Source organism: Streptomyces sp. NPDC029836, from assembly GCF_055574495.1.
The window spans coordinates 131,803-158,194 of the sequence record NZ_JBVHZI010000001.1; the positions used below are offsets into that span (position 1 = coordinate 131,803).

The 26,392-nt window shown below is 73.1% G+C and carries 19 protein-coding genes and 3 pseudogenes; 7 read left to right on the forward strand and 15 right to left on the reverse strand.

From position 1 onward, the window contains the following. Nucleotides 1-58: 58 nt before the first annotated feature. Nucleotides 59-259 (forward strand): annotated as a pseudogene (locus ACZ4XJ_RS00665) (darcynin family protein); the annotation flags it as partial. 61 nt (nucleotides 260-320) lie between these two features. On the opposite strand, the gene ACZ4XJ_RS00670 reads toward ACZ4XJ_RS00665, so the two are convergent. Both ACZ4XJ_RS00670 and ACZ4XJ_RS00675 read right to left on the reverse strand, forming a co-directional pair. Next, complete coding sequence (locus tag ACZ4XJ_RS00670) at nucleotides 321-1,610, reverse strand: enoyl-[acyl-carrier-protein] reductase FabV (protein WP_362884338.1); 1,290 nt, start codon at nucleotides 1,608-1,610, stop codon at nucleotides 321-323. A gap of 137 nt (nucleotides 1,611-1,747) precedes the next feature. Further along, nucleotides 1,748-2,176, reverse strand: a complete 429-nt coding sequence (locus ACZ4XJ_RS00675; RefSeq protein ID WP_468494797.1) for a hypothetical protein — start codon at nucleotides 2,174-2,176, stop codon at nucleotides 1,748-1,750. Between the two features lie 282 nt (nucleotides 2,177-2,458). Here ACZ4XJ_RS00675 and ACZ4XJ_RS00680 point away from each other — a divergent pair, with 282 nt between their 5' ends. Beyond that, complete coding sequence (locus ACZ4XJ_RS00680; RefSeq protein ID WP_468494798.1) at nucleotides 2,459-5,311, forward strand: LuxR C-terminal-related transcriptional regulator; 2,853 nt, start codon at nucleotides 2,459-2,461, stop codon at nucleotides 5,309-5,311. A gap of 207 nt (nucleotides 5,312-5,518) precedes the next feature. Here the strand turns inward: ACZ4XJ_RS00680 and ACZ4XJ_RS00685 are convergent, their stop codons facing one another. Continuing rightward, the gene (locus tag ACZ4XJ_RS00685; protein ID WP_468494799.1) at nucleotides 5,519-7,264 is read right to left on the reverse strand and encodes a putative Ig domain-containing protein; all 1,746 of its coding nucleotides are present in this window, start codon (nucleotides 7,262-7,264) and stop codon (nucleotides 5,519-5,521) included. A 533-nt stretch (nucleotides 7,265-7,797) separates the two neighbouring features. On the opposite strand from ACZ4XJ_RS00685, the pseudogene ACZ4XJ_RS00690 reads away from it, so the two are divergent. From ACZ4XJ_RS00690 to ACZ4XJ_RS00700, 3 genes and pseudogenes are all read left to right on the forward strand, one after another. Beyond that, a pseudogene (locus tag ACZ4XJ_RS00690) lies at nucleotides 7,798-7,988 on the forward strand (aldo/keto reductase); the annotation flags it as partial. Next, nucleotides 7,989-8,377, forward strand: a pseudogene (locus tag ACZ4XJ_RS00695) (methyltransferase); the annotation flags it as partial. It lies immediately after the preceding pseudogene. 287 nt (nucleotides 8,378-8,664) lie between these two features. Next, the gene (locus ACZ4XJ_RS00700) at nucleotides 8,665-9,696 is read left to right on the forward strand and encodes a terpene synthase family protein (protein WP_468494800.1); all 1,032 of its coding nucleotides are present in this window, start codon (nucleotides 8,665-8,667) and stop codon (nucleotides 9,694-9,696) included. An 85-nt stretch (nucleotides 9,697-9,781) separates the two neighbouring features. Here ACZ4XJ_RS00700 and ACZ4XJ_RS00705 read toward each other — a convergent pair whose 3' ends face one another. From ACZ4XJ_RS00705 to ACZ4XJ_RS00760, 12 genes are all read right to left on the reverse strand, one after another. Next, nucleotides 9,782-11,230 (reverse strand): cytochrome P450, encoded by a 1,449-nt coding sequence (locus ACZ4XJ_RS00705; protein ID WP_362875480.1) that lies wholly within the window; start codon nucleotides 11,228-11,230, stop codon nucleotides 9,782-9,784. After that, on the reverse strand, nucleotides 11,227-11,850 hold the full coding sequence (locus tag ACZ4XJ_RS00710) for a GTP-binding protein (RefSeq protein ID WP_362875481.1): 624 nt from the start codon (nucleotides 11,848-11,850) through the stop codon (nucleotides 11,227-11,229). The genes ACZ4XJ_RS00705 and ACZ4XJ_RS00710 overlap by 4 nt, the downstream gene beginning before the upstream one ends. Beyond that, nucleotides 11,831-12,187, reverse strand: a complete 357-nt coding sequence (locus tag ACZ4XJ_RS00715) for a DUF742 domain-containing protein (protein ID WP_362875482.1) — start codon at nucleotides 12,185-12,187, stop codon at nucleotides 11,831-11,833. Before ACZ4XJ_RS00715 ends, ACZ4XJ_RS00710 begins: the two co-directional genes overlap by 20 nt. After that, nucleotides 12,184-12,591, reverse strand: a complete 408-nt coding sequence (locus tag ACZ4XJ_RS00720; protein WP_362875483.1) for a roadblock/LC7 domain-containing protein — start codon at nucleotides 12,589-12,591, stop codon at nucleotides 12,184-12,186. Before ACZ4XJ_RS00720 ends, ACZ4XJ_RS00715 begins: the two co-directional genes overlap by 4 nt. A 1-nt stretch (nucleotide 12,592) precedes the next feature. Continuing rightward, on the reverse strand, nucleotides 12,593-13,999 hold the full coding sequence (locus ACZ4XJ_RS00725) for an ATP-binding protein (RefSeq protein ID WP_468494801.1): 1,407 nt from the start codon (nucleotides 13,997-13,999) through the stop codon (nucleotides 12,593-12,595). 554 nt (nucleotides 14,000-14,553) lie between these two features. Further along, nucleotides 14,554-14,979 (reverse strand): DUF6003 family protein, encoded by a 426-nt coding sequence (locus tag ACZ4XJ_RS00730; protein WP_362875485.1) that lies wholly within the window; start codon nucleotides 14,977-14,979, stop codon nucleotides 14,554-14,556. A gap of 147 nt (nucleotides 14,980-15,126) precedes the next feature. Then, nucleotides 15,127-16,314 (reverse strand): serine/threonine-protein kinase, encoded by a 1,188-nt coding sequence (locus tag ACZ4XJ_RS00735; protein ID WP_468494802.1) that lies wholly within the window; start codon nucleotides 16,312-16,314, stop codon nucleotides 15,127-15,129. 374 nt (nucleotides 16,315-16,688) lie between these two features. After that, nucleotides 16,689-17,786 carry an AI-2E family transporter gene (locus ACZ4XJ_RS00740; protein ID WP_362875487.1) on the reverse strand — a complete coding sequence of 366 codons (1,098 nt, stop codon included), beginning with the start codon at nucleotides 17,784-17,786 and terminating at the stop codon, nucleotides 16,689-16,691. Nucleotides 17,787-17,974: 188 nt separating this feature from the next. Beyond that, complete coding sequence (locus ACZ4XJ_RS00745; RefSeq protein WP_362875488.1) at nucleotides 17,975-18,634, reverse strand: DUF5825 family protein; 660 nt, start codon at nucleotides 18,632-18,634, stop codon at nucleotides 17,975-17,977. A gap of 25 nt (nucleotides 18,635-18,659) precedes the next feature. Further along, the gene (locus ACZ4XJ_RS00750; protein WP_468494803.1) at nucleotides 18,660-20,561 is read right to left on the reverse strand and encodes a RiPP maturation radical SAM C-methyltransferase; all 1,902 of its coding nucleotides are present in this window, start codon (nucleotides 20,559-20,561) and stop codon (nucleotides 18,660-18,662) included. A 276-nt stretch (nucleotides 20,562-20,837) separates the two neighbouring features. Further along, nucleotides 20,838-22,793 (reverse strand): S9 family peptidase, encoded by a 1,956-nt coding sequence (locus ACZ4XJ_RS00755; RefSeq protein WP_468494804.1) that lies wholly within the window; start codon nucleotides 22,791-22,793, stop codon nucleotides 20,838-20,840. Continuing rightward, on the reverse strand, nucleotides 22,790-24,052 hold the full coding sequence (locus ACZ4XJ_RS00760; protein WP_468494805.1) for an MFS transporter: 1,263 nt from the start codon (nucleotides 24,050-24,052) through the stop codon (nucleotides 22,790-22,792). Before ACZ4XJ_RS00760 ends, ACZ4XJ_RS00755 begins: the two co-directional genes overlap by 4 nt. Before the next feature lie 458 nt (nucleotides 24,053-24,510). Between ACZ4XJ_RS00760 and ACZ4XJ_RS00765 the strand changes: the two genes are divergently transcribed. Continuing rightward, on the forward strand, nucleotides 24,511-25,173 hold the full coding sequence (locus ACZ4XJ_RS00765) for a deoxynucleoside kinase (RefSeq protein ID WP_362875492.1): 663 nt from the start codon (nucleotides 24,511-24,513) through the stop codon (nucleotides 25,171-25,173). 180 nt (nucleotides 25,174-25,353) lie between these two features. Then, complete coding sequence (locus ACZ4XJ_RS00770; protein WP_362875493.1) at nucleotides 25,354-26,373, forward strand: PP2C family protein-serine/threonine phosphatase; 1,020 nt, start codon at nucleotides 25,354-25,356, stop codon at nucleotides 26,371-26,373. Nucleotides 26,374-26,392 lie beyond the last annotated feature (19 nt).

The following is a 26,392-nucleotide window of genomic DNA, read 5'->3' on the forward strand; positions in this document are numbered from 1 at the left end:
GCTCGTGGCCGCCCTGCGCGACCACGGCCCGGCGGCGGCCGGTCCGCCGGCCCGCCGGCGGGGGCCGACCGAGGGTGCTCGTTCCTACGACACGGAGTTCTACTCGGCACGCGTCACCCACATCTGGGTCTGGGAGGCGGACGACCACGACGCCTACCGGCTACTGATCGACGCCTTCCGCGAAACCCCTTTGCGGAACCGCTACTTCGAGGTCGTGGACCTGCTCGCGGGCACCGAGAACGGCTACGGCCGTACGTAGGACCTGGCGTCGGTGGCCACCCTCGCCACCTGACGCCGCTCCCCTGCCCGACGTACGGGTGTCAGGAGGTGTGGTCGGGCCAGGGGAGGTCGGTGGCGACCGGGGCGGTGTAGTCGATTCCGGGCACGGAGAAACCGTAGAGGCGTCGGACCTCGCCGCGGAACCAGTCGAGGTCGGCCAGCTCGGCGATGGTCTGCGTGGTGGCGTCATCCCAACGCTCGGCGACGGCCGCCTGGACGTGGTCGGTCAGTTCGAAGGTGTCCAGGCGGATCCGGCCCTCGTCGTCCAGGACGATCGGGGCGGCGCCGGTGAGCTGGTCCCACAGGGTCGCGAGTTGGTGGATCGGCGGGACGAGGCCCTCGCCGAGGACGCCGCGCAAGAGGCCGGTGTAGAGGGCGATACCGGGGATGGCGGTGGAGGACTGGGTGACGGCGGCGCCGTTGACGGACGTCACGGCCCTGCCTCCCACCAGTTCGTCGAGCCGCTCGTTGAGGGTGCGCGCGGTGGCCTCCAGGTGGGCCTTGGCCGCGCCGATGGTGCCCTGTCGGTACAGGGCGGCCGTCAGTGGCGAGCCGATGTACGACAGCGCGGCGGTGGTGAACCGGTCGGCGAGCAGGCCGCGCCCGGCGAGGTGGTCGATCCAGCGCTCCCAGTCCGCGCCACCCATCACGGCCACGGTCTGCCGTACGTCGTCACCCTCGGCCGGCTTCGTCTCGACCTCGCGCACCTCGGGAACGCCCTCGTCGTCGAAGGAGAGGGTCTTGGTGCGGTTGGCCCGGCCGATCGGCTTGAGGACCGAGGAGTAGGCGGCACCGGTGTCCGGGTCCGTACGCCGGGGCGCGGCCACCGAGTAGATCAGGTAGTCCAGCCGACCGCCGAAGCGCTGCTCGATGAGGTCGGCGACCTGGTCCTTCATGGAGTCGGAGAACGCGTCACCGTTGAGGAAGACCAGGTCCCGCCCGGCGGCGCGGGCGAGGTCGGCGGTGGCGGCGGTGCGGTACCAGCCGGCCGTCGCGGTACGCCGCGCGGTGGGGGCCTTCTCGAAGGACACCGCGATCCCGCGGATGCCGACGCGTTTGAGTCCGGCGAGCGTGGCCGCGAGACCGTAACCGGCGGACGAGCCGATGATCAGCGCGACCGGCCCGTCACCCCCCTCCGGCACGCCTGCGGAGGGGTTGGCGGAGGCGACTGCGGATGTGGGAACGGGTGCGGGTGCGGGTGCGGGTGCGGGTGCGGGTGCGGGTGCGGGGCATGCCTGCCACATGTCGGCCACCAGTTGCCGGCAGCCCGCCGGGTGGGAGTCGAGGAAGAGGAAACCCCGGTTGCGGGGGGTGAGAACGCGTTCGCTCACGATGGCAGTCCTTGGTTCGGCCGGGTCGCTGAGGCGGCGGCCGACCCGGGCCGACCGCGTCCTGCCAGTCTGCGACAGCCCCCTCGAACGGAATGACCCCGTCAGGAACAACGATCATGCGCCGGTCTTGGAGCGTTTCACCACTTGCGGCCGAGTGGGGGCAGCAGCGACAAGTGGGGACGACTCCCCAGCGTTGCCGACCGCTCCCCGCCGTTCCCTACCGTTCCCGACTGTTCCCGCTCGACCAGCACGGCCTCGACGTGCTGGTCCGCCACGGTTGCCGGGACACCGGTGACGTCGGTGGCCATCGTCGCCCGGGGCGTAACGGACAACGCCGGCCGGCCACCGCGGCCGTAGCCGGGGTAGGCGGCCCGGAGGAGCCGCGAACATCGACGACAGGAGAGAACCACGGCGGAGGCGGCGCCCGTGCGCGGGCGGCGGGACCCGGAGAAGCGGATCTCCGAGATCGCGGCCGGGACCGGGCGGGGCGTCGCCGCCAGGGGCGAGGGCTGACCGACCGCGCCGCGGCCGTGGAGGCGGGCGTGCCGCTCGGCGCGACCACCCACCACTGCGCCACCGGCGGCTCGCGCACGTCCCTCTGATCGGACGGACGACGCCGGGATCGGCGCGGCGCCCGCTGTGAGGGCGCCGCGTCCGGCTCGTACGCGGCCACACGTCCTGTTGCCTCCTCGCCCGGCGCCCGCCACGCTCCGACGCACGCACGCCCCCGCCGGCGTCACCGGCCCGGGACCGCCGGCGGCGGGCGGGTGTCGGGGAGATCCCTCGTACCCGGGGGAACAGCGGCAGGGGGCTTGGTCGCGCGGGTCGGGGGACCTAGCGTGCACCGGATGAGCGCAACGGCATTCGGGGGTCCGGCCCCGCGCATCCCCGGCGGCGGCAGTGGCGGTGACGGGCCGGACGACGGCCAGGGCTCCGGAGCCGGCGGTGACGGCTGGGACGACCTCGTCGGCGCGGCCGTCCGGCTGGTCGGGCGCCACGGGCGGGTCGCGGTCCACGGGGGGTGGGGCGCGGGGAAGTCGACCCTGGTGGACACCGTGTGCGGGCGCTGGACGGGGCGGGTGGTGCGCCTGCGTCACCGGCCCGGGGACGAGCACCTGCCCGGCTCGGCGCTCGTACAGCTCGACGCGGGGTTCGTGCCGGACGGCTTCGCGGTGACGGTTCCCGCCGATCGGTTGCGGCTCCGTGCGCGGGTCGCGGGGATGCTGCGCGAGATGTCACCCGTCCTGTTGGCGGTCGATGACGTCCAGTGGCTCGACCCGATCAGCGCCGACGTGCTGGGGTACGCGCTCCGGACGGTGGACCGGGGGCTCCTCGGCGCGGTGACGGCGGAGCGTACGGTCCGTTGGCCGGCGCGCTCGGCCGACCTGTTGGGCGGACACCCGGCGGTCGTGCACGTGTCCCCCGCCGGGCAGGAGGAGGTCTGCGACCGGCTGGAGGCGCACGGGCTGTCCGCGCGCTGGAGCGGTGCCGTGCTCCGTCACTGCGGCGGCAACCGTGCCCTGCTGGCGGCCTGTTGTGAGGGTCTCGTACCGCTCGTACAGCAGCGGCCCGTCACCGGTCGGCCGTCGGGCCGGCACGCTCTGGACGGGCTGCGGCGGGTCGAGGGTCTGGCCGAGGCGTGGCTGGGGACCGTACCGGAGGGCATGCTCCGGACCTTGCGGGTGGCGTCGCTGGCCCACCGGCCGGACAGCGACCTGTTGCACCGGGCCGGTTGTCCGGAGGCGTACGAGCACCTCGCGCACGCGGTACGGGCCGGCGTGCTGATCGCCCCCGAGGACGCGGCGGACGACCGGTCCGGGACCGTCCGGTTCGCGGCGCGGGCGCTGGCCGACGCCGCGGCCAGGACCGGGTCGGCCGCCGAGCGGCGGGGTGATCACGCGGCGCTGGCCGGCGCCGTCACCGACCCGATGCGCGCCGCCCGGCACCGGGCCCTGGCCGTGGAGGGCGTGGACCGGCCGACGGCGCAGGACACGGCGCGGGCGGCCGCGACCGCGCGGGAGGCCGGCGACCGCGCGCTGGCGGCGGAACTGCTCCTGCTGGCGGCCCGCCTGACCCCGCCCCGGCTGGCGGACCTGCGGTCGCGGCGGCTCGCCGAAGCCGCCGAGGAGGCGGCGGCCGCCGGTGACGTCGACGCCGCCCACGGGGCGGCCCGGCGCGTCGTCGATGACCACGGCCGTCCCGCCCATCAGGTGCGGGCCCTGTTGGCGGTCGTCGACGCCTGCGGTCAGGACCTCGCCGCGACCGAGTCCTTCCTCGCCGCGGCCCGGGGTGCGGCGCGCGACGACCCGCGACTGATGGCCGCCGTCGAGTTGCGGGCCTCCGTCAGGGCCAACGTCGCCTCCGCGGACTTCGACCGTTCCTTCCTGCACGCCACCCGTTCCGCCGCGTTGGCGCGGACCGCCGGGGACGACGGCCTGCACGCGGCGGCGTTGACGATGGCGGCCAGGACGGCGCGCCTCCTCGGCCGGCCGGGCGAGGCCCGCGCCACCCTGGAGTCCGCCCTCGCCCTGGGCGTGCCGCCCGGCGCGCTCGGTGTCTCCAACAGCCCCGAGTACCTTGCCGCCCGGCACGCCGTCTTCGACGGGGACCTGCCGCGGGCCCGGGCCGCCCTACTGGAGCTGCTGCCCCTCGCCCAGGCCGCCGGGGGCGCCGAGGGCCTGACCGACCTGTGCCGCAGCCTCGCCGAGGTCGAGGCCGGGCTCGGCGCGTGTGCGGGTGCGCTCGCCTGGGCGGAGCGTGCCCGCGCGCACACCAGGGAGGCCAACCTCTCACCCGGCCCGGCCTGGTACACCTCCGCGCTCGCGCACGGGTGCGGGGGCTCGTTCGACCGGGCCCTGGACTACGCCCGGCGGGCCCTGCACGCCTCCCGTGCCGAGGGGGACGTCCTGCACACGGCCCGGAGCCTGTGGATCACGGGAGTCCTGTACCTGCACGGCGGCAGGATCGAAGCGGCCGTGGCGGTCTTCGAGGAGATCGGGGACATCGAGGGCCCTTCGGGGGCCGGTGACCCGGCGGTCCTGCGGTGGCGGCCCGACGCGGTGGAGGCGTTCGCGACCGCCGGGATGCTGGACCGGGCGTACGGGCTGCTGGCGGAGCTCGACGCGACGGTCACCCGCGACGCGTCGCACGCCATGGTGCGGGTCACCGCGTCCCGGGCGCGCGCCGTGTGCCTCGCGCGGGAGGGGGACCCGGATCGGGCCGTCGAGTTGCTCGACGGCGCCGCCGCGGCCTTCGCCTCGATGGGGCGTCCCGTCGAGCAGGGGCGCACCTTGCTGGCTCTGGGACGGATCGAGCGGCGGCGGCGGCGGGTCGGTGCGGCCAAGGCGGCGTGGGAGGAGGCGGCCACCCTGTTCGGGGCGGCCGCGGCCCACCCGTGGAGCGGGCTCACGGACGGCCACCTCGCCCGCCTGTCGGGTACGACGGTCGTCCCGGTGGGCGCGGACGGGGCCGGGGTCCGGCCGGCCGCGTCGCGTGGTGACGGAGGGCCGACGGTCCAGCTGACCGAGCGGGAGCGTCATCTCGTCGACCTCGTCACCGGCGGCAGCAGCAATCCGGAGGCAGCCCATCAGCTCTTCGTCTCCCGCAAGACGGTCGAGGCGATGCTGACCCGCATCTACCGCAAGGTGGGCGTCCGCAACCGCACCGAGTTGGCGGCCCGCACCGGGTCTTGGGACACCTGACGGGGCCGGCCGTCAGGCTGCCGGCCTCGTCCCACGGTCGACCGTCGTACGGGCGGCGCATCGTACGGGCGGCCCGTCCCACGGGCGGCCCGTCCCACGGTCGCCCCACGCGCCCGTTGCCCCGCCTCCGGGGTTGCGGAGGCGGGGCAACGCCCCCGGGCCCGCGGTCCCGTCCCCACCGGCGGGACCGCGGGCCGCTCTCGGCGGTCAGGACCAGACGGTGAAGGCGGCCGTGACCGTCGACTTCTTGCCTGCCGCGTCGGTGACCGTCAGGGTCACGTTGCGAAAGCCCCATCCGGTGGGGGTCCCGGAGATGACTCCGGTGGTCGCCTGGAGCGTGAGGCCGGCGGGCAGGTTGCTCGCGGTGAAGGTGTACGGAGTGGTCCCGCCGGTGGCGCTCAGCGGCAGGTTGACGGGGCGTCCGACGTAGAGGTTCTGGTTGCCGGGCCCGGTGAGGGTCGGGGCGCCCGACCCGGTGGAGGTGATGGTCCAGGTGAAGGAGGCGCTGCCCTTCTTGCCGGCGCTGTCGGTGGCGGTGACGGTGACCGGGTGGGTGCCCGCGGTGGTCGGGGTTCCCGAGACGGTGCCGGTCGCCGGGGCGATGGACAGGCCCGCCGGGAGGCCGGTCGCCGACCAGGTGTAGGGGGCCGTTCCGCCCTCGGCGCTGTTCCTCAGCTCGACGGGGCTGCCCGTGGGGTGGGATTTCGCGGAGACGGCGGCGACGGTGACCCCGCCGGGCTGCGGCGTGGAGGTGGCCAGGCCGGCGCCGAACGTGGCGAGGGCTTCGTTGACGGGCTGGAAGATGGTGAACTTCTCACCGCTCCCGCTGCTGCACGTGGCGCTTCCGCCGCCGGAGTGCAGGCCGACGGCCTTGCCGCCGGTCGCGGTCACGTAGCTGCCGCCGGAGTCCCCGCCGGCGGAGCAGGCACTGGAGTAGGAGAGGCCGTTGATGACGACGTTGCCGTAGTCGACGCTCTGGTTGATCTTGGTGACCTCGCCGCACTGGAAGCCGGTGGTCTGGCCGGACCGGCAGACGGCGGTGCCGACCACGGCTTCGGCCGTCCCCGTGAGGGTGACGTCGCCCTTGCCCCAGCCGGACACGGTCGGGGCGAGTTCCCAGCCCGCCTGGTCGACGTCGACGATGCCGAAGTCGCCCTCCGCGGCGTTGACGCTGCCCGTGCCGTTCCTGTTGGAGGTTCCGACGCGGGTGCCGTCCTTGCCGTAGGCGGCCTGGCCCACGTCGTTGGTGCAGTGACCGGCGGTCAGGAAGGCCTTGGTGCCGCCGCTGGTACGGGTGACGGGGAAGCCGATCGAGCAGGGGCTCTCGCTGCCGGGCACCCACTTCTCCCCGCCGACGACGTTGCCGCCCTGCTGGCGCGGGCCGTCCGTGGACTCGGTGACGTCCACCAGGTCTTCGACGCCGGCGAGGCGGTTCCGGAGCGCGGTGGTGGCGCGGGTGGGGTCGAGGACGACCGCGACCCGGTTGGAGCGGACGTCGGTGCCCCAGGAGAGGAGGCCCGGTGCGTTCCGGGCCCATGCGCCGATCTGCCGGGCGACGGTGTCGAGTTGGTCCGCGGAGTGGTCGACCTGCTCGGCGACGGCTCCCGCGCGGCGGACCGCGTCGGCGTCGGCGGGGGTGGTGACCGCGGCGTGCAACCGGCCGTCGACGGCGTCGAACCAGACTCCCGGGACACGGTCGCCCACCGTGGCCCGGACGGCCGTGGCGACCCGTTCGGCCGCCTGCTCGGCGGCTATCCGACCGCGGACACCTTCCTCGGACAGGCCGAGGTCGCGGGCCATCGCGGCCCGTACGTCGGCCGGCACGGACGCCGCCGGAGCCGGTGGCACCGTGCCCGGGGAGGAGCCGGCGTGGGCGGGGAGCGCCCCGAGTGCCATCAGGACGGTGGCGGCGACAACTCCCGTGAGGACGTGCTGATTTCGTACGGAGCGCATGGGGGTCTTTCCCTTTCGCGAAGGGGGCCGGTGTGGAGGGCACCGGGGTGGGAAGCCGGAGGACCGCACCGCTCGGGTCGGCGGCGACGGCCGCTCCGCGACACCGCGCGCCGACCTGGTGGGTCGCGGGCGCGGTGTCCCGTGGGGCCGGTCGGCGCCGGGTCGGCCGATGGCCCCGTTCGGGACTGGCCACAGCCTCGGGGGTCGGCGACGGCGGTGAACAGCGGGGAGATCCCTTGCGTCGCGCCGGGCACATCAGGGAGCCGGCGCGGGCGCGGCTCGGTGGTACCGGCCGACCCGCGTGGAGTACCGGCCGGGAGGCGGCGTCCCACAAACGGTTAGGGGTGGACGGGTACGGAACCGTGCGGACGGCGAGGGACCCCTCGGCGGAGCGCGTCGGCTTCCGCCACCGCGTTGCCCACGCGTCACCGCGTTGCCCACCCGTCATCGCATCGCTCACCCGTCACCGCGTTGCCCGCCCGTCACCGCGTTGCCCGCCCATCCACGCCGTTGACAAGGACCAGGACCCCCACATGCAGAACGTCACCCTGAACAGCGGCGTCGAGATGCCCGTCCTCGGCTTCGGCGTGTACCGGATCCCGCCCGAGGAGACCGAGCGGGCCGTCGGCGACGCGCTCGCCGCCGGCTACCGGTCGTTGGACACCGCGCCGCCTACGGCAACGAGGAGGCCGTCGGTCGGGCGATCGCGTCCAGCGGCATCCCGGCCGGCGACTTCGCGGACGTCCCGCCGGGCGGTGACGTCTACCTGCTCACCCGGGTCCTGCACGACTGGGACGACGAGCGGTGCCGCGACATCCTGCGGTACTGCGCCGACGCGATGCCACCGGACGCCGACCTCCTGATCGTCGAGCGCCTGTTGCCGGCGGACGGCTCTCCCTCGCTCGCCACCGCCTGGGACGTCCACATGATGTGCAACACGGGGGCCGGGAACGCACCGCCGACCACTACGCCCGGCTGCCGGCGGGCTGCGGCCTGTGGCTCGTCGGCCACACGCCCCTCCCCCTCGGCGCGCACACCCTGCACGCCCGCAGGGCGGAACGTGCGGATGTCCGAAAAGTCTCGCCTGGGGAATTCGTTCCGTTCGGGCGCTGAGCACGTCCTGACCGCAGGTCAGGCACGGTTGTGGGGTTGCCGGTCGTTCGCGGCGGGCAGGGGTGGAGAGCTTCAGGATCGACACGATCCGGCCTCAAGAAGGGACGTTTCGACCACTTGCGGGCACAAGTAGGGCGTCCCGCATCCCTCCGCCGTGCCGCCCGAAGGGCGTGCTCCGGTTCCAGCAGCCAGGTGAGAACGCCCGGGCGACCCGGCCCCGCCGGTCGGCCGCCCGTGCGGTGGTCCGCAGAGCCGTGCGGGCCGGAGAGAGAAGGAGTCTGGTCCCCATGACCGTGCGTACCGTGGAGCTCCCCCAGCTGTGGATGCCCTATCCGCTGCGAGTCAATCCGCACCTGCCGGCCCTGCACGCGGAGAACGAGTCCTGGGCGCGCGAGATGGGCATGTTGGAAGGCCGCGACGGGCCGTCGCCCGCGCGCCCGATCTGGAGCCGGCCCAAGTTCCACGCCATGACCGTCGACCAGTTGACCGCCTGGACCCTCCCCGACGCCTCGCTCGCCGACCTGCGGCTCAATCACCGCTTCAACGTGTGGGCCCTGGCCTGGGACGACCACTTCGCCACCACCTTCAAGCAGACGGGCGACCTCGCCGGCGCGGTGGTGTTCACCGCCCGGCTCCACGAGTTCCTGCGACCGGAGCCGGGGGCTCGGCTGCCGGAACCGACGAACGCCGTCGAGCGCGGCATCGCGGACCTTCAGCAGTGCCTGTTCCCGCCGGGACTGGCGCACTGGCGGCGCGCGTTCAACCAGCACCTCGTCCGGTACGTCGACGCGGGAGTCGAGGAACTCGCGAACAGTCTCAGCGGCCGGGTGCCGCATCTGATCGACTACCCCGCCTTCCGGCGCGACAGCTTCGCCGCGCACACCGCGCCCTACTCCGTCGAGTTGGCCACCGGAGCGCGAATACCCGAGCAGATACGGCACAGCCGGACCGTCCGCGCCCTGCTCGACGCCTTCATGGACTTCATGGGGCTGGCCAACGACCTCGCGTCCTACGAGCGGGAGGTGCACGAGGAACGCGACGTCAACAACCTGGTCGTGGTGGTCGGTTCGTCCCTGGGCATCGGTCTGCACGAGGCCGTGCCCGGCGCCCTGAACCTGGTCAACGCCCGACTGCGGGACTTCGAACACCTCCGACGGACCGACCTCGCCCAGCTCGTCCAACGGGTCGGACTGCACCGCGAGGAGCGGGCCGAGCTGGACAGGTGGCTCGGGGGCGCCTGCGGCTTCCTCTCCGGTCTGCACGCCTGGTACACGGGGGCGCCCCGGTACGCCTCCACGGACGAGCCCTGCTCCGCATGAGGGCCGCCCGGCCGGCGGCGGAGGGGTGCCGATGGACTTCGGCACCCCTCCCCCGCGTTCCGCGCCGGTACCGGGGCCGTCGCGCCTACCGCCCCCGTACCCAGCGGGTGAGGCGCTCCCACCAGGGGGCGGGGGACGGGAGCCGGTGCGAGACGACCGGGTCGGCCACGGGTCGCGGCGGCGCCGCGGGGGGCGTGCCGGCACTGCGGACGGGAGCGGCCGGCAGCGGGGCCGGGGCGTCCTGCGGCCTCGGGGCGCGGGGCGCGAAGGTGACGGGCAGCGCCGTCAGGTGCCGGGCCCAGGTGGAGGAGCGCCAGGTGAGGGCCTCCTCGGGGACGGCGAGGGCGATGTCGGGCAGCCGGGTCAGCAGGATGTCGATGCCCGTGTCGGCGATGATGCGGCCGATGTCCTGACCGGGGCACTCGTGGGGGCCGGCGCTGAAGGCCAGGTGCGCGCGGTTGTGGTGCACGGGGGTCGAGGGGTCCCTGCGGATCGACTGGTCCACGTTCCCCGCGGCCAGCCCCAGCAGGAGCATGTCCCCCGCCCTGATCTGCCGGCCGCCGACGACGGTGTCGCCGTTGGCCCAGCGGCCCGGGCACACCATCAGGGGCGGCTCGTCCCAGAGCACCTGTTCCACGGCTTCCGGGAGGGTCATCTGGCCGCCCGCCAGCGAACCGCGGAACCGCGGGTCGGTGACGACCATGCGCAGGACGTTGGACATGAGGTTCGCGGTCGTCTCGTACCCGGCGAGCAGGATGAGGCGCAGGTGGTGCTGGACCTCCTCGTCCGTGAGGCGGGCGGGGTGGGCGAGCAGCGCGGAGGCGATGTCCTGGCCCGGGCGGGTCCGCTTGGCGATGACGAGCCGTTCCAGGCTCCGCAGCACGTAGGCGTTGCTGGCCAGCGAGGTTTCGGTGGCCTTGAAGAGGTCACGGGCGGCGTGCACGAGCCCGGGGCCGTCCTCGTCCGACATGCCGAGCAGGTGAGTGAGGGTCAGCATGGGGACGTGCTCGGTGAACTGGCCGACCAGTTCCGCCTCGCCGCTCTCGCTGAACGTGTCGATCACCTGGTGGGAGAAGCGGGTGATGTGCCGGCGGACCCCGCGGTGGTCGAACTGGCTCAGGCCGGCCGTGACCGCGCCGCGCAGGCGTTGGTGTTCCTCGCCGTCCGCGCAGACGCAGTCGGGGCGCCAGCCGATCATCGGGACGAGGGGGGAGGTGGCGGGGTCGATCTCCCCGCTCCGCCAGCCGTGCCACACGCGGGGGTCGCGGGAGAACTGGGTGGGGCGGCTGGCCACGTCCCGGTTCTCCTGGTAGCCGAGGACGAGCCAGGCGCGGACGTCCCCGTCGAGCAGGACGGGCGCCACGGGGCCGTGCGTGGCCCGCAGTTCCTCGTACAGGCCCATGGGGTCCGTCTCCGCGGCGGGCCCGTAGAGGCGGGTGGCTCCGTCGGGTCCCGTGGCGGTGTGGGCCGGGCAGCCGGGGGGCGGGACCGAACCGCCGTACTCGGTGGTGTGTTCAACGGGTGGGAAGGTCATGCGGTCTCCTGGGCGGCGGCGAGGTTGCACAGGTAGACCATCAGCGAGAGCAGGGCGTCGCGGCAGGACGCCCGGTCCCGTGCGTCACAGGTGACGATGGGTACGGAGTCGCTGAGGGCCAGGGCGGTGCGCAGGTCGGGCAGGGGGTACTGGGGGGCCTCCGGGAAGGTGTTGACGACGACGACGAACGGGACGCGGCGGTCTTCGAGACGGGTGATGACCTCGAAGGAGACCTCGATGGTGCGGGTGTCGACGAGGACCACGGCGCCGAGGGCGCCTTCGAAGATGCCGTTCCACAGGAACCAGAACCTCTCCTGTCCGGGGGTGCCGAACAGGTAGAGGATCAACTCCTGGTTGATGCTGATCCGGCCGAAGTCGAGGGCGACGGTCGTGGTGTTCTTCCCCGAGACGCCGGGGTTGTGGTCGATGCCGACGCCCGCCTGCGTCATGGTCTCCTCGGTGGTCAGCGGCGGGATCTCGCTCACCGCGCCGACCATGGTCGTCTTGCCCACCCCGAAGCCGCCGACGACCACCACCTTGACTCCCCTGGCGCCGTGGGAGAGCAGCATGCCCGCGTCCCGCCGGGCGGCGCCGAGTGCTTCAGAGTTTGCGTAGTCCATGGATCACCGCCTCCAGCAGGCCGCGTTCGGGGAAGGCAGCCACCGGTACGGGTGCGATGGCTTCGAGCCGCTCTTCTTCGACGAGTTTGGACAGCAGTACGGTGACGACGCTGAACGGGAGGCCGAGGTACGCCGACAGCTCGGCCACCGAGAGCGGGTAGTTGCACAGCGAGAGGATCGCCGCCTGTTCGGGCTGCATCGAGGGGTCGGGCTCGGATCTCGCCGCGATGAGGGTGACCAGGTCGAAGGTCTTCGCCGCGGAGGCCGGGCCGCCGGTGATGACGTACAACGGAACGGGGGTGCCCTCATCCCACGGATTCTGATTCTCTGATGTCACATCGCCTGCCCGACGTCCTCACGGGGCGGGCTGGTCATGTGCTGACCGATCCGGACCACCAGCGTCCGCATGCGGTCACCGAGCAGTCCGGCGTCCACCTCCTCGTCGGCCAGCACCGCGAGAGCGGCTCCGGGGCCGGCCGCCATCAAGGAGAAGTAGCCGCCGTCGGCCTCGATGCCGACCATCCGCGTCGAGCCGTCCCCGTGCGGGAACATCTGCGCGACGGCCCGGGCCAGGCTCTGGATGCCGGAGCAGGCGGCGGCGAGGGCGTCGGCGGTGTCGGGCACCGTGTTCGCCTGCCCGATGCACAGGCCGTCCGACGACAGGACGACCACGTGCCGCACGTAAGGAACACCGCCCACGAGCTCCTTGAGCATCCAGTCCATGTTGGGCAGTGGCTGCATGTTACTCAACCTCATCTGACGGCTCGCTGGGGGAAGTGGAAGGTTCGGCGCCCGATCGCCTCTCGCCGTTGAACGCCTCCCACATCAGCCCCGGCTGACGGGCGGGGCCGGAGGCGCCCCAGGAGATGACCGGAGCGACGGGGGGTGTGGGGGCGGCCATGACGACCGGGGTCGGTACGGGTGACTCGCGCCGTCGTTGCGGGAGACCGCCCACGGTCTTCTTGACCTCGGCGGCATCGGCCGCGGCGTCGCGCACCGGCATCGGGCGCGACAGCGCGGGGCCGCCCTGGCGCTTGCGCACGGGTTCCTGGGGCCTGCGGATGGCGGACGGCGGCACGGTGGTGATCAGCCGCCTGGGCACGAGCACGACGGCCCGTACGCCGCCGTAGGCGGAGGTGCGCAGGTCGACCTCGCAGCCGTGCTCGTGGGCCAGCCTGCTGACCACGGGCAGGCCGAGCTGCGTGACCTCGCCCAAGCCCGCCAGGTTGATGCCCGAGACGGCCCGTGCCATGACGCCTTCGACGTGTTCGCGGACCTCCTCGGTGAGTCCGACGCCGCGGTCCTCGATCTCGATCGCGATGCCGGAGGGCACCTCGCTCGCGGTGACCTCCACCGGGGTGTGCGGCGGGGAGAACGTCGTCGCGTTGTCGAGGAGTTCGGCGAGCAGGTGGATCAGGGGCTCCGCGCCCGGGCCGACCACCGCCACTTCGGCCACCGCCTGGAGCCGTACGCGGGGGTAGTCCACGATGCGTGACATGGCGCCGCGCAGAACGTCGTAGAGCGGGATCGGTTTCGACCACTGGCGTCCGGGGCGGGCGTCGCCCAGCACCGCGATGCTGGCGGCGAGGCGGCCGATCAGCGCGTTGCGGTGGTCGATGTCCTGCAGGCCCCGGGAGACGATGATGTCCGTACCGTGCATGATCTGCATGGACCGCAGGTCCCTGGCGAGTTGGTGCACGATCGACTGGACCCTGCGGGCTACCGCGACCAGGGCGCGCTGGGAGGCGTCCCGCGTGTTCTCCTCGGCCTCCACCGCTTCCAGGAGCGTCTGGAGCGCCCCTTCGAGCGCTTCGGTGAACTCGGCGTCCAGATGGCTCCCGAAGCTGACGGCCTGGAGGATCTCGGACGCCGAATCGCCCTTCTGCAGCCGGGCGACCGCGGCCGGGAGCAGTTGCTCGGCGAGCCAGACGGTGGTCGCCCGCTGGTCCGCGAGGCGCCCGAGCAACGCGGCCTCGCGTTGCCCGTACTGGGCTTCCGCGTCGGCGCGTGCCTGTGCCCGGCGGGCCACCTCGGCGGAGCGCAGGCGGCGCACGGTCTCGGCCGAGGTGATGACCGTCAGGAGGATCGCGGCGACTCCGCACCAGGCGACCGTCGTCCATATGTGGGCAGGGGTAAGGAGCAACGCCATCGCGGTGGCCGCGGCCAGGACTCCGGGCGGAAGCAGCCATTCCCGGACGACTGCGGTGGGCCGGGATCTGGAAATTGCGCCTGCACGAACCATCAAGGTCCCCTACCGGTCTGATATGAGCGGACTGAGGTGATGCGATGCGCCGAAAGGGACAACGGACTCCACCCGCGCTCGTACACGCGGTCGATGCGTCCCGACGGGTCGCCCCGGGAGCGCGCCGATGTCACTCCCCCGTGCGGCCACGGTCCTTCCGCAGCACCCACGGCGTCCATGACTCGCTGTGAGCGCAGCGCAACACATCGGGGAGCATAGTCAGTTCGGGTTCGCCATGTGACCTTGCGGTAAGGACAGCCCGCACCGGTTAATACGGGCCTAGAAACGGCCAATCGCAGACCTGATGCGTCATCAAGTGATCACGTTCTGACGTCCGTTCGGACCGGTCCCGTCCCGGCCCCCGTACGCCTGCCCGGTCGGTGCACTGAGGGCCGATCCGGCCTCCGGCACCTCACCGCGACCGCCGGCCCGGGTCGCCCCCGGGGCCGGCGGTACCCCGTTCAGCTGTGGGAGACGGTGGAGAGGGTGTTGGGGTCCACTCCGGAGAGTTCGACGATCCGGTGGGCCGGTACACCGGCGGCGAGCGCGCGGCGCAGCAGCTCGTCCCGGTTGTCCTCGCTGTCGCGGAACGCGAGGAGGTCCTCCTCGACGTTCGCCACGGTCTCCGTCGCCACGGCGCGACGGACCCGTTCCAGCTCCTCGGCGCCCAGCGGGACCGGGAGCCGCTCGGCGCCCTCGGGGATCAGGCCGGTCTGCTCCGGGGGAACCACGTGGACCTCGGGGGACGCGGGGCTGACGTTCTGGGCGGTGAACCAGGCCTGCACGGCGGGGGTGTCCAAGCACTCCAACGGTCCGACGAGGGCCAAGGGCGTCCCCTGCCAGCCGAAGTCGGGGGTCGCGAGGAACAAGTAGGCGTCGTCCGTCATCGGGGGTCACTCTCCTGACACACAGGGGCTGCTCTGATCGCCCACCGCCTACCCCGCGCCCACGGCGTCAAGCAGGCGTCGCGCGGACGGAGTACTCGACCTCGCGCACGCGGCGCCGGGCGCGCGCGGGCGTCGGGGCCGCGGGCCCTACGGTGCGCCGTCGGGTGTGTGGAAGGTGACGCGGTCGGCCGCCCCGGCCGCCTCCGGGGCGGCGGGCGGGCGGTGGCGGGGCGTCGCGTCGGGGAGCGTGCCGTCCCCCGCCGGAGCCCCGCCCGTGAGCAGGGCGCAGGCGCCGACGACGGTCGCCGCCACGAGGCCGAGGGCGGTCGCGCGTCGGTGGCCCGCGGGCTTGCGCGCCCCGGGCACGGGCCGCGCGTGGGGGCGGGCGGCCGCGGGGGACGCCGTCCGGTGCGTGGGGGTGCCGGCGCGGGTCCCGTTCGTGCCGGCGGCGTCCGTGCCGGCGGCGTGCGGGACGGCGGTGCGGGAGGCGGTGGTGCGGGAGGCGGGCGCGGCCACCAGATCCCGCAGGCCGCGATGGACGCCGGCGGCGTCGGGGCGTGCCTGGGGGTCCCGGTCCGTCATCGCCCTGAGCAGCCGGCCCAGCTCGCCCGGGAGCCCGGCGGGGACCCGCGGCGGGTGCAGGAGGTGGGCGGTACCGACCTCCATGGGTGTCCCCCGGTACTCTCGCCGGCCGGTGAGTGCTTCGAGGAGGGTCAGGCCGAAGGCGTAGACGTCGCTCGCCGTGGTCGCACACCGGCCCAGGAGTTGTTCGGGGGCCATGTAGGCGAGGGTGCCGACGAGGGTTCCGGGCTCGTCGCGGGGCCGGTCGTCCACGGCCCGGGCCAGTCCGAAGTCGGCCAGGCAGGGGGCCGCGCCCTCGCGGAGGAGGACGTTGGAGGGCGTCACGTCGTGGTGGATGATGCCGCGCGAGTGGACGTGGTCCAGGGCCGAGGCGATTTCGGCGCCGAGCCGGGTGGCCTGGGCGGTGCTGAGGCCGCCGTCCTCTATGCGGGAGCGCAGGGTGCCGCCGTCGATCAACTCCGTGACCATGAAGGCGCCGGCGCCGTGACGACCCGCGTCGTAGACCGTCACGAGCGCCCGGTGGGACAGCCGGGCCAGGGTGCGGGCCTCGTCGCAGAAGCGGTCGACGGTGGCCGTGTCCGGGCCGGCGCGCAGCACCTTGACGGCCACGTCGCGCCGCAGCACCTCGTCCGTGCCCCGGAAGACGTCGGCCGTGCCGCCGGATCCGATGGCCGCTCGGAGTCGGTAGCGGCCGGCGAGCAGGGTGTCGTGTCCGGGCTGTACTCCGTACGCGGGGACGAGCCGGGCCGGCATGCGGGGTCCTCCTCCACTGGGGGCGGTGTGGCGCGCCTACCCCGTCCCGCGGGCCCAACACCCCGTGGACCCGGCGGGTATGGCGGCTGTCGGGTCTCGGCCTTCCCCGGCTGCGGCGTGACGCCGTGGCAACTGGTCTCGTAGGGGGCGCCCTGTCGCTGCGCGGTCGTGTCCGTGTCGTCTGCGCGTTCGGTGCTGTTGCCGGCTCCCGCGAGGGGCGGGGCGGGCCGGACGGAACGAGGCTCGGTGGCATCGGGAGCCCGCGCCGGGAACGGCGAAGGGCCCCGGCCGGGTGGCCGGGGCCCTTCGTACGGGGGGCTTCGCGTGCTGGAGTCCCTGAGCCGGGGGCCGGAGCCGGTTCCCCCGACGGCGGCTCAGCCCGCCGGCGCCGGCTCCGCCGTGGGCGGTTCGGCTTCGGTGAGCTGCTCGCGCAGGTAGTTCCAGAAGACCGCGATGAGCGCGGCCGCCGGCACCGCGAGCAGGCTGCCCACGACGCCGGCCAGGCTGCCGCCCAACGTGACGGCCAGCAGGACCACGGCCGCGTGCAGGCCCAGGCCGCGGCTCTGGATCATGGGCTGGAACACGTTCCCTTCGAGCTGCTGCACCACGATGATGATCGCCAGCACGATCAGCGCGTCCGTCAGCCCGTTCGACACGAGTGCGATGAGCACCGCCACCAGGCCGGCGAACAGGGCGCCGACGATCGGTACGAACGCGGACACGAAGGTCAGTACCGCCAGGGGAAGCACCAGGGGCACGCCCACGATCCACAGGCCGAGGCCGATGAACACGGCGTCGAGGAGCCCGACGAACGCCTGGGAGCGCACGAACGATCCCAGCGTCTCCCAACCGCGCGAGGCCACGACCGGGACGTCGGTGGCGAACCGGCCGGGGAGCTGGCGGGTGAGCCACGGCAGGAAGCGCGGGCCGTCCTTGAGGAAGAAGAACATCAGGAACAACGCCAGGACCGCGGTGACCAGCCCGTTGAAGACGGTGCTGACCCCGGTGACGACGGTGGAGACCGCGCTGCCGACGCTGTTCTGGAGGCGGCCGATCGCGGCGTCGAAGGCGCCGGTGAGCTGGTCGTCGCCGATGTTCAACGGGGGTCCGGCGGCCCATTCGCGCAGTTGTTGGATGCCCTGGCGCACGCCCTCCACCAACTCGCCCGACTGGGAGGCCACGGGGACGGCGATCAGCGCGACGATGCCCGCCGCCACGAGGAGGAACAGCAGCGTCACCGCGCTCGCGGCGAGCGCGGGCCGCCATCCGCGCCGCCGCAGGAAGGCGGCCAGGGGCCAGGTCAAGGTGGTGAGGAACAGGGCGACTATGAGCGGCCAGACCACCGACCACATCCGGCCGAGGATCCAGAGGGTGACCGCCGCCATGGCCAGCACCACCAACGACTCGGCACTGACGCGTGCCGACGTACGAAGAGCGGCGGCGGCTCTTCCCGAGCTCAAAGTGACAGACATGGGGGTCACCTTAAGCACCGCGACGCGATACCGGATGCGGTGGCCCCACGGCCGGCGCACGCCGGCGCCCGGCGATCGGTCCCCGGTGTCGGGCGGGGCGCCGGCGCGGGACGGGGGCGGGCCGCGGGCGCGGGCGTGGAACACCGCCGGGGTCCGGCGGTGTTCGGGGCGCCGGCGCCGGGCGGGCGTCAGATCACCAGTGGTGCCTCCGACCAGCGGCGGACCCGGTAGGGAGCCCACCACAGGTGGTCGCCGAAGCGAAGGGCGAGGGTCTCGCCCATCAGGTCGTCGAGGACCGGCCCCGGGACGGCGTCGACGCGGGCGCCGTCGGTGAGGGCCGTGATGGCCTCGTGGTAGTCCGGTTCGTCGATGGTGAAGCGGCGCAGTTCGCCGTAGCGCCGGTCGCGCACCTGGATGAACCCGGGGCCGTACCGGAAGACGCATTTGCAGATGTAGTACGCGGTGCGCCAGGCGAGCGCCGTCGCCGCCGGGTCGGCGGTGCCGAGGACGGCGGTCGGCGGGTGGAGGTGGCCGTAGTGGCGCCAGGCGTCGGGGTCCGGGCCGGTGTGGAGCTGCCAATCCACCGAGATGGCCAGGCTGGAGAGGTCGCCCACGAAGCTGAGCGCGCGGACCGTCCAGGCGGCGTCGGCGGTGTCCGTCACGTCGACCGGGCGCGGGAGCGTGACGTGCCGGGCCCCGGCGGCGAAGAGCCGGCGGGCGGCCTCACCGCCGGTGAGGTCGATCTCGTAGCGGCCCAGGTACATGCTGGGCAGCGCGCCCACCTCGGGGTCGTAGTCACGTGAGGCGGTCACCGTGAAGGGCGCGGTACCGGTGAGTGCTGGAGTCATCGTCGTCCCTCTTGTCCGGCGGGTGTCAGGCGGTCGTCGCGGCGAGTTCGGTGTCGCGGGCCGAGGTGTGCCGCATGAAGTCGATCCGCAGGAACTCCTCGTTGAGCGCGGGCGGCGCGATCTGCACGAACTGGCCGCTGTCCTCGAAGACCACCCCGAGGGCCCGCCACCGCGCCAGTACCCGCCGCAGGGCGTCCTCGCCCACGGCGTGGGCCTCGTGCAGTTTGCGCGCGGCCGCCTTCACCGTGTGCGGCTGGTCGAGCAGCCGGAACAGGGCCAGCTCGAACGGGTCGGTCAGTTCCAGGTGCGTCCAGTCGAAGGCGCGGCGCTTGCTGACGAGGACGATCCGGTCCTCCAGGTCGCAGTGCGTGAGCCGGCTGCCCGCGTAGTTGCGCCTCCAGTGCGAGATGGCTTCGTCGAGGCGGTCGACGACGTCCTCCCCGATCCCGCGCGGTGGCACGTCGAAGACGTACGCCAGGTCGAACATCTCGGCGTCGGGGAGGTCGTAGGTGAGCCGGTACGGTTCGGCGGCGCGCAGTTCGGAGAACCCGAGACCGGGGTTGTTGAAGTAGGGGCTGAACCGCTCGATGGCGATCCGGGAGGACGGTCCCACCGGTGGGTTGAGGTGTTCCAGCGCGGCCATCTGGGCCACCACGTCGGTGTAGTCCTCGACGTCCTCGCCGGGGAAGCCGTGCAGGTAGTTCCAGGCGACGGAGAGGCCGACGGTGGCGGCGTCGCGGAGCATCCGGACGTTCTGGCCGCCGGTCACGCCCTTGTCCATCAGGGTCAGCACCCGGCTGTTGAGGCTCTCGATGCCCGGTTGGACGAAGATCAGGCCGGCGTCGGCGAGGGTCTGGAGCTGGCCCCGGCGCATGTTGGACTTGATCTCGATGTGCATGCGCAGGTCGAACCCGCTGTCGATGATGCGCGGCAGCACCGTCTTCACGTACCCCATGTCCAGGATGTTGTCGACGACGTACATGTCCAGGACCCGGTGCTTGCGGGCGAGTTCGATGATCTCCTCGTAGAACACGTCCGGGCTCTTGCTGCGGAACTGCATGAAGGATCCGTTGAGTCCGCAGAAGGTGCAGTGGTGCTTCTCGCCCCACCAGCAGCCCCGCGCGCCCTCGACCACCAGCTTGGGCTCGACCCAGTGCCGGGCGTGGGAGGAGGCGAGCCGCTCGAAGTAGCCGGAGTAGTCGGGCGGCAGGATGGAGGCGGGCGGCAGCGGTTTCGTGCTCATCGCGTTGACCACGGAGGTGCCGTCGGCGTCGCGCCAGCACAGCCCGGGTACCTCGGACAGCGGCTCCCCGGCGTCCAGGGCCCGGAGCAGCGCGGGGAACGACACCTCGCCCTCGCCGCGCAGGACGTGGTCGACGAAGGGGAAGTTGCGGTGGACGCTCTCGCCCTGCTTGCCGTCGCAGTTGGCGCCGCCCATGGCCGTCACGATGTGTGGGGCGAGCCGTTTGACGTACTTGGCGGCGGCCAGGGCGGCCGTGTTCTGCTGGAACGTCGAGGTGAATCCGACCACGTCCGGCGCGAGTTCGACGATGCGCTCGGCGATGTGCCTGACGAAATCGGGCGCGGTCTCGTGCAGCGCCTTCGTCATCTCCATGCGGGGCCCGCGCACCCGGGTCCGCATCGCCTCGGTGAATTCTTCGACCCGCCACTCGGGGTCTTCGTAAAGGGCGGAGGAGAAGACCCAGTCGCCGCATCCCAGGAAATAGGAACCGAGCGCGTAATAGGAGTAGTCCTCCAAGGTGAATTCCGTGTTCTTGGTGATCCAGTCCACATATTCGATATTGGCGTGGAGAACGTCCGCCGTGGCGTTCGGAACGCGCTCGTCCACGCTGCGCTTGAGAATTCCGAGAGCCAGCGACGGGAGATCGATCGGGGCCCAGGGCATGTTCACCAGGAGTACGCGCATGGCCGGCCTCTTCTCATGGGAGCAGTACGCGGAAACGGTCATCGGCAAGGCACCCGGCCGGGAGCCTTCGGGCGCCCCGGCCGGGTGGGTGCCGGTCCCGCGTGGAGCGCGGGACCGGCACCTTGGTGCTGGGCGGCCGGTGGCCGCCGGACTACTTGTCCTCGTCCTCCATCTCCTCCGCGGAGCGGAGGTAGACGACGACACCGACGCCGGGCTTGCGGCTCTCCTCGTCGCCCTCCAGCGGGTCGCCGTGGATGATGTCCTTCTGCATGCTGTTCACCTCCTCTCCGGGTGCGGGGACGGCTCGGCCCGCACGGGTGCCTGGGGCAGCCCGCGACCGAGAAATCTGAGGGACCGCGTGATCACGGCCAGGTGGTCGGCGCCGTCGTAGCCGTCGTGGCCGGAGTCCAGCCACATCAGCTCGTGGGCCACCCCGGCCGCGCGCAGCACGTCCAGGTACGCCTCGACCTGTTCCGGCGGGCACTTGGCGTCCCGCCGCGCGGCGACGACCAGCAACGGGGAGCGGATGGCGGCCGCGTACGTGGACGGCGAGGCGTGGGCGTAGGCCTCGGGCACCTGGTCCGGGGTACCGCCGAACAGCGCGCTGTCCAGCGCCTGGAGGGCGGGCGTGGAGTGCCGGAAGGCGGTGGCGCAGTCGGCGAGCGGCTTGACGGCCACCCCGACGTCCCACAGGTCCGGACGGGTTCCCATGGCGAGCAGCGTGAGGTAGCCGCCCCAGGAGGTGCCGCACAGGCCCACGGCTCCCTCGCGTCCGATGCCCCGGTCCAGGAGTTCGGCCCGGGCCCGCACCAGGTCGGCGACCTGGGTGTGGCCGACGCCCTCGGAGTGGGCTGAGCGCCAGCGCGGCCCGTAGCCGGTCGAGCCGCGGTAGTTGACGCGGGCCACGGCGTACCCCGAGCCGACGAGGGCCTGCACCATGGGGTCGTAGGCGTCGCGGTCGTGGTCGGCGGGGCCGCCGTGGACGAGGAGGACCAGCGGGTGCGGGGCGGGGCGGTCGGCGGGGGTGGTGACCAGGGTGTGCAGCGGGCCGTCGGGCCCGGGGGTCCACAGGTCCTGGCGGCGGCCGAACCGGGGAAGGCGCCACTGGCTCTGCCCGGGGAGCGGGGTGCCCGACAGGGACAGCGCGCGCGGCACGTTCACGGCGTCGGTCCAGATGAAGTGCACGTCACCGTCGGCGGCGGGGGCCGCGTCCAGGATGCTGCCCTCCGGGGTGGGCACCGGGGTCAGTTCAGCGCGGTCCAGGTCGGCGGTGAACAGCCGGCTGCGGCCGTGCCGGTCCTGCCGGACCAGGATCCGCGCGCCGCCCGGTCCGGGGTACCAGCGGGCGGTCGTCTCGGTGTCGAACGAGCACCAGGGCAGCAGTTCCAGCCCCCGGTCGGGGGCCCAGGTGCCGAGGTGGTAGCGGCCGGCCCGCTCCCGCAGGACGAGCAGCAGGGGGCTGCCGGGCGTCGGGGCGGGGCCGGGCAAGGGCCCCGAACCGGGTAACGGTGGCGTACCCGGTAACAGTGCCGTGGCCGGCATCAGTGACGTGCCCGGTAACAGTGGCGTACCGGGTAACAGTGCCGTACCGGGTAACGGCGGTGTGCCGGACAGCGGGGCGCGCGCCGGTGCGAAGCCGAGCGCCCAGGTGCGTTCCTCGGCGCCGGAGAGCACCGCGACGGTGGTCCCGTCCGGCGCCAGCAGGGTCACCGCGCGGGTGGAGTGCGCGGGTCCGGAAACCGCCAACAGGGCCCCGTCCGGGGCCAGGTCGCACAGCGTCCCGGGTTCCGTCGTGCGCAGGACCTGTGTCGCGGCGCCGCCGCGCCGCCCCAGGTGGACGCCGAATCCCTCGGGACCCCGGATGCCGACCGCGACCGCGCCCCCGGCGGCCAGCGCCAGCCCGGCGGGCCGCCCGGTGGGGACGCCGTGCAGGGCGGGGCGGTCGGGGCCGCCGTCGAAGTCCTGGGTGCGCCAGCCGCCGCTGCCGTCCCGGTCCTCGTCGAACCACCAGACGGCCTCGTCGTCGTCGATGGCGCACAGCAGGGTGCCGTGCGGACGGTCCGTCAGCTGTCTCGCGGTGCCGACGGAGCGGTCCCACGTGAAGATCTCGCACCGGCCGTCGGCGTCCCCCGTGTACACCATCCGGTCCGGGTTGCGGGGGCTGGTGACCGGCAGCACCGGCCGGTAGACGCCGTACGTTCGCGTGGCCCCCGGCGGGCGGGTCCGGGTCACGGCGCCTCCCGGACGACGAGGCCGGCTCGTGAGGTCGCGTACAGCGCCAGCCCGGCGAACGCGCCCGCGCAGCCCAGGGCGACGGCGCGGCCCCCGTACGCCGCGACCAGGACACCGGCCGCGACCGGGGCGAGCACCGCGACGCTCTGGCCGGCGGTGCCCAGGACCGTGCCCATGCGGGCCAGCAGCCGGTCGGGGGTGACCAGTACCGCCCGGGTCTGGAGCACGACCGCCACGGACGGCACGATCAGCGACACCCCGCCGAGCAGCAGGCCGTAGGCCCAGGTCCGCGAGGCGAAGGCGAGCCCGGCCGCCGTCGGCACCATGGCCCACGACGCGGCCGTCACGATCCGGGCGGCCGGGACCCGTCGGACCAGCCACGGGGCGGCGAGCGCGCCCAGCAGTCCGCCGACGCCGGCCAGGGTGAGGATGAGCCCGATCGAGGCGGGGTCGGCGCCCCGGGCGTGGGAGGCGAACACCGCGTGGAAGTAGAGCGCGCCGAGGAGCGCGTTGATCCCGGCCGTCCACACCACGACGAAGCGCAGGAAGGGTTCGGCGCACACGAAGCGCAGTCCTTCGGCGAGTTCACGGGTGAACGGCGCCGCCGGGCCCTCCCGTTCGGGTGTCAGGTCCGTACGGATCGCCCTGCTCAGCAGCGCGACCAACAGGAACGACACGGCGTCCGCGAGGAGCGGCACCCAGCGCGAGAGTTGGTAGAGCACGCCGCCCAGGGTCGGCCCGACGATCTGCACCGCCTGGTCCCGTGCCTGGAGGTAGCCGATGGCCCGGGTGTACCCCTCGGGCGGCACCAGCCGGCGGATGGTCCCGGAGGCCGCCGCCCCGTAGGCGGCGCTGGCCGCCTGCTCGACGGCGGCGGCGACGAGGACGTGGACCAGGACGACGTGCCCGAGGGCCACGGCCACGAACACCGATCCCATGGCGCCCACCGCGACCAGGGCCGCCGTGTACATCATCGGCTTGCGGGGCCACCGGTCGGCGAACACTCCCGCGACCGGCGAGACCACCAGTCCGCTGACGAGTGCCACCGACGCGACGAGGCCGGCGAGGCCGGCCGAATATCCGGCGCCGAGCAGGATCAGCGGAAGGAAGAGGGAGGAGGCGCAGGTGCCGAGACCGTCGACGGCTCCGGCGATCCAGAAGAACAGGAAATCCCGACTGCGCAACGGGGAGCCGGCCCGGTCATGAACTTCGGGTAATAAAGGGCCGGAGGGTTGTAATTTCTCCTCGGCCTCCCCCATCAGGAATCCCGCCCTGAGGGTATTGCTGACACGAACGAACCCACAATACCCCCCGTTGATATGTGGACGTACGGCCGTTGAGGGTTGCGATCGTATCGAACGCAGACACGCGTCACAACACCCGCGTTCGAATGGAATTCTTGATCAAGGAACCGGGGTTTTCCGGGTTCGAGAGGCGCCCGGTTCGCGCCCCGGGGAAAGGGCGGGCCGCCGCCGGGGCGGGCGGACGCCGGGCGCCGCACGGCCGGTGGTCCTGCGCCCGGGCCGCCCGGGTCGGGTCGTCATTTATGATTCATGGCGGCCGCGGGACGGTGGCTCGTCGATCCGGACGACAGACCCGTGACACCGGTCATGAAGATCTTGGGGAATCGAGTGACCGCCGGCATGCCTCCCGGTGACGTGGTGCGACCGAGCCACCCACCCGCCGGCGAATCGAAGACCCCCGGGAGAAGTGAGGTATGCCAGTGATCTGCGTCGGAGGCATGATCGGCATCGGCAAGACCAGCGTGGCCGAGCTGCTCGCCAAGGAGCTGGGCAGCCGGGTCTTCTACGAGAGCGTGGAGGACAACCCGATCCTCCCGCTCTTCTACACGGCGAGCCCTGAGGAGATCCAGGCCAAGCGCTACCCCTTCCTCCTCCAGCTGCACTTCCTGCGGACCCGGTTCGCCTCGATCAAGGAGGCGTACAAGCAGGGCGACAACGTCCTCGACCGGTCCATCTACGAGGACTGGTACTTCGCCAAGGTCAACCACGACCTGGGCCGCATCAGCTCCCTGGAGATGCGGGTGTACGAGGGGCTGCTCGACGAGATGATGCGCGAGATCGACGGCCTGCCGTACCGCAAGGCACCCGACCTCATGGTCTACCTCAAGGCCGACTTCGAGACGGTCCTGCACCGCATCGGGTTGCGGGGGCGCGACTTCGAGCAGGACGCGGGCCTCGTCGAGTACTACCGGACCCTGTGGTCCGGCTACGACGAATGGGTGCACGGCCACTACTCGGCGAGCGAGGTCCTCGTCGTCGACATGAGCCACACGGACGTGGTGAACGACCCCGAGGACGCGGCCCGCGTGGCCCAGCAGGTCAAGGCCGCCCTGGAGGCGGCCCGACGGGTCGCCTGAGTCCCATCACCCCCCGCCCATCGAACGTGCGTTCCCCTCAAGGGCGGGGGTGGGCCCGAGCCCCCTCCACCGGAGGCCGCGGCAGCACCCCGCACCTATGGTGGGAGGGTGATCGAGTCTGGACGGCCGCGGCCCCGTCGGCGCTACGGCCGGGGGACGCTCGTGCGGTTGTCTCCGATCATGCTGACCATCGTGATCGCGAGCCTGGCCTACGCCACCCCGCCGGAGATGGCCTTCAGCCGCCTCCTGCCGGCGGCGCCGGCCCTCGCGGCCGCGATGTGGCCGGTCCTGCCCACCGTCCTGCTCGGCACGGTGTGCCTGTGCCTGATGATCGGCCTGGGCATGGTCTTCCCCGACCTGGGCACGTGGTGGACGGCCGCCGGCATCGTCGCGGTCACCGTGGCCGCCGCGTACGGAAGCCACCTGCGGCTCCAGCGGGAGCGCACCCTCTTTCAGGTGCGGCTCGTCGCCGAAGCGGCGCAGCAGGTGGTGCTGAGCCCCCTACCGCGCCGGTTCCGCAACATCGAGATCGAGTCCCTGTACCTCGCGGCCGCCGCGGAGGCCCGGATCGGCGGGGACTTCTACGAGGTCGTCGACACGCCGTACGGGGTCCGGCTGCTCATCGGTGACGTGCGGGGCAAGGGGCTGCCGGCGGTGGGGGCGGCCGCGGCGATCGTCAACGCCTTCCGGGAGGCCGCCTACGGCGAGGCCGACATGGTCGACGTCGCACGCAGGATGGACGCCAGCAGCACCCGCTACAACTCCGCCTTCCCCCCGGAAGGCCCGATGGAGCGCTTCGCCACCGCCCTCCTCGTCGAGATCCCGCACGAGGGCGGGCGCATCGGCATCCTCAACTGCGGACACCCCCCGCCACTGCTCCTGCACAGCAGCCGGCTCCGCGTCCTGGAGTCGGCCGTTCCCTCGCCCCTGCTCAGCCTCGCGGAACTGATCGGCGATCACTACAACGTGGACACGTTCGACTTCGCGCCCGGTGACCTGCTGCTCCTGTACACCGACGGGATCGCCGAGGCCCGCGCCCGCGACGGCGAGTTCTTCCCGCTGGCGGCCTGGATGCGCGGGCAACCCCCGGCGGCGCCCCGCGAGCTGCTCACGGCCCTGCACCGCGACCTCCTCCGCTACAGCCGAGGACGCCTCGACGACGACGTCGCCGCCCTCGCCGTACGGTTGCGGCTGCCCTGAGCCGGCCCGCCGCGGAGCG

What these genes read in the sequence shown, in the direction of transcription:
- ACZ4XJ_RS00705 (WP_362875480.1), bottom strand. Translation starts at nt 11,230, where the DNA reads ATGACCTTCCCACCCGTTGAACACACCACCGAGTACGGCGGTTCGGTC.
- ACZ4XJ_RS00700 (WP_468494800.1), top strand. Translation starts at nt 8,665, where the DNA reads ATGACCGTGCGTACCGTGGAGCTCCCCCAGCTGTGGATGCCCTATCCG.
- ACZ4XJ_RS00710 (WP_362875481.1), bottom strand. Translation starts at nt 11,850, where the DNA reads ATGGACTACGCAAACTCTGAAGCACTCGGCGCCGCCCGGCGGGACGCG.
- ACZ4XJ_RS00770 (WP_362875493.1), top strand. Translation starts at nt 25,354, where the DNA reads ATGCTGACCATCGTGATCGCGAGCCTGGCCTACGCCACCCCGCCGGAG.
- ACZ4XJ_RS00750 (WP_468494803.1), bottom strand. Translation starts at nt 20,561, where the DNA reads ATGCGCGTACTCCTGGTGAACATGCCCTGGGCCCCGATCGATCTCCCG.
- ACZ4XJ_RS00745 (WP_362875488.1), bottom strand. Translation starts at nt 18,634, where the DNA reads ATGACTCCAGCACTCACCGGTACCGCGCCCTTCACGGTGACCGCCTCA.
- ACZ4XJ_RS00685 (WP_468494799.1), bottom strand. Translation starts at nt 7,264, where the DNA reads ATGCGCTCCGTACGAAATCAGCACGTCCTCACGGGAGTTGTCGCCGCC.
- ACZ4XJ_RS00735 (WP_468494802.1), bottom strand. Translation starts at nt 16,314, where the DNA reads ATGCCGGCCCGGCTCGTCCCCGCGTACGGAGTACAGCCCGGACACGAC.
- ACZ4XJ_RS00730 (WP_362875485.1), bottom strand. Translation starts at nt 14,979, where the DNA reads ATGACGGACGACGCCTACTTGTTCCTCGCGACCCCCGACTTCGGCTGG.
- ACZ4XJ_RS00760 (WP_468494805.1), bottom strand. Translation starts at nt 24,052, where the DNA reads ATGGGGGAGGCCGAGGAGAAATTACAACCCTCCGGCCCTTTATTACCC.
- ACZ4XJ_RS00765 (WP_362875492.1), top strand. Translation starts at nt 24,511, where the DNA reads ATGCCAGTGATCTGCGTCGGAGGCATGATCGGCATCGGCAAGACCAGC.
- ACZ4XJ_RS00725 (WP_468494801.1), bottom strand. Translation starts at nt 13,999, where the DNA reads ATGGCGTTGCTCCTTACCCCTGCCCACATATGGACGACGGTCGCCTGG.
- ACZ4XJ_RS00680 (WP_468494798.1), top strand. Translation starts at nt 2,459, where the DNA reads ATGAGCGCAACGGCATTCGGGGGTCCGGCCCCGCGCATCCCCGGCGGC.
- ACZ4XJ_RS00740 (WP_362875487.1), bottom strand. Translation starts at nt 17,786, where the DNA reads ATGTCTGTCACTTTGAGCTCGGGAAGAGCCGCCGCCGCTCTTCGTACG.
- ACZ4XJ_RS00720 (WP_362875483.1), bottom strand. Translation starts at nt 12,591, where the DNA reads ATGCAGCCACTGCCCAACATGGACTGGATGCTCAAGGAGCTCGTGGGC.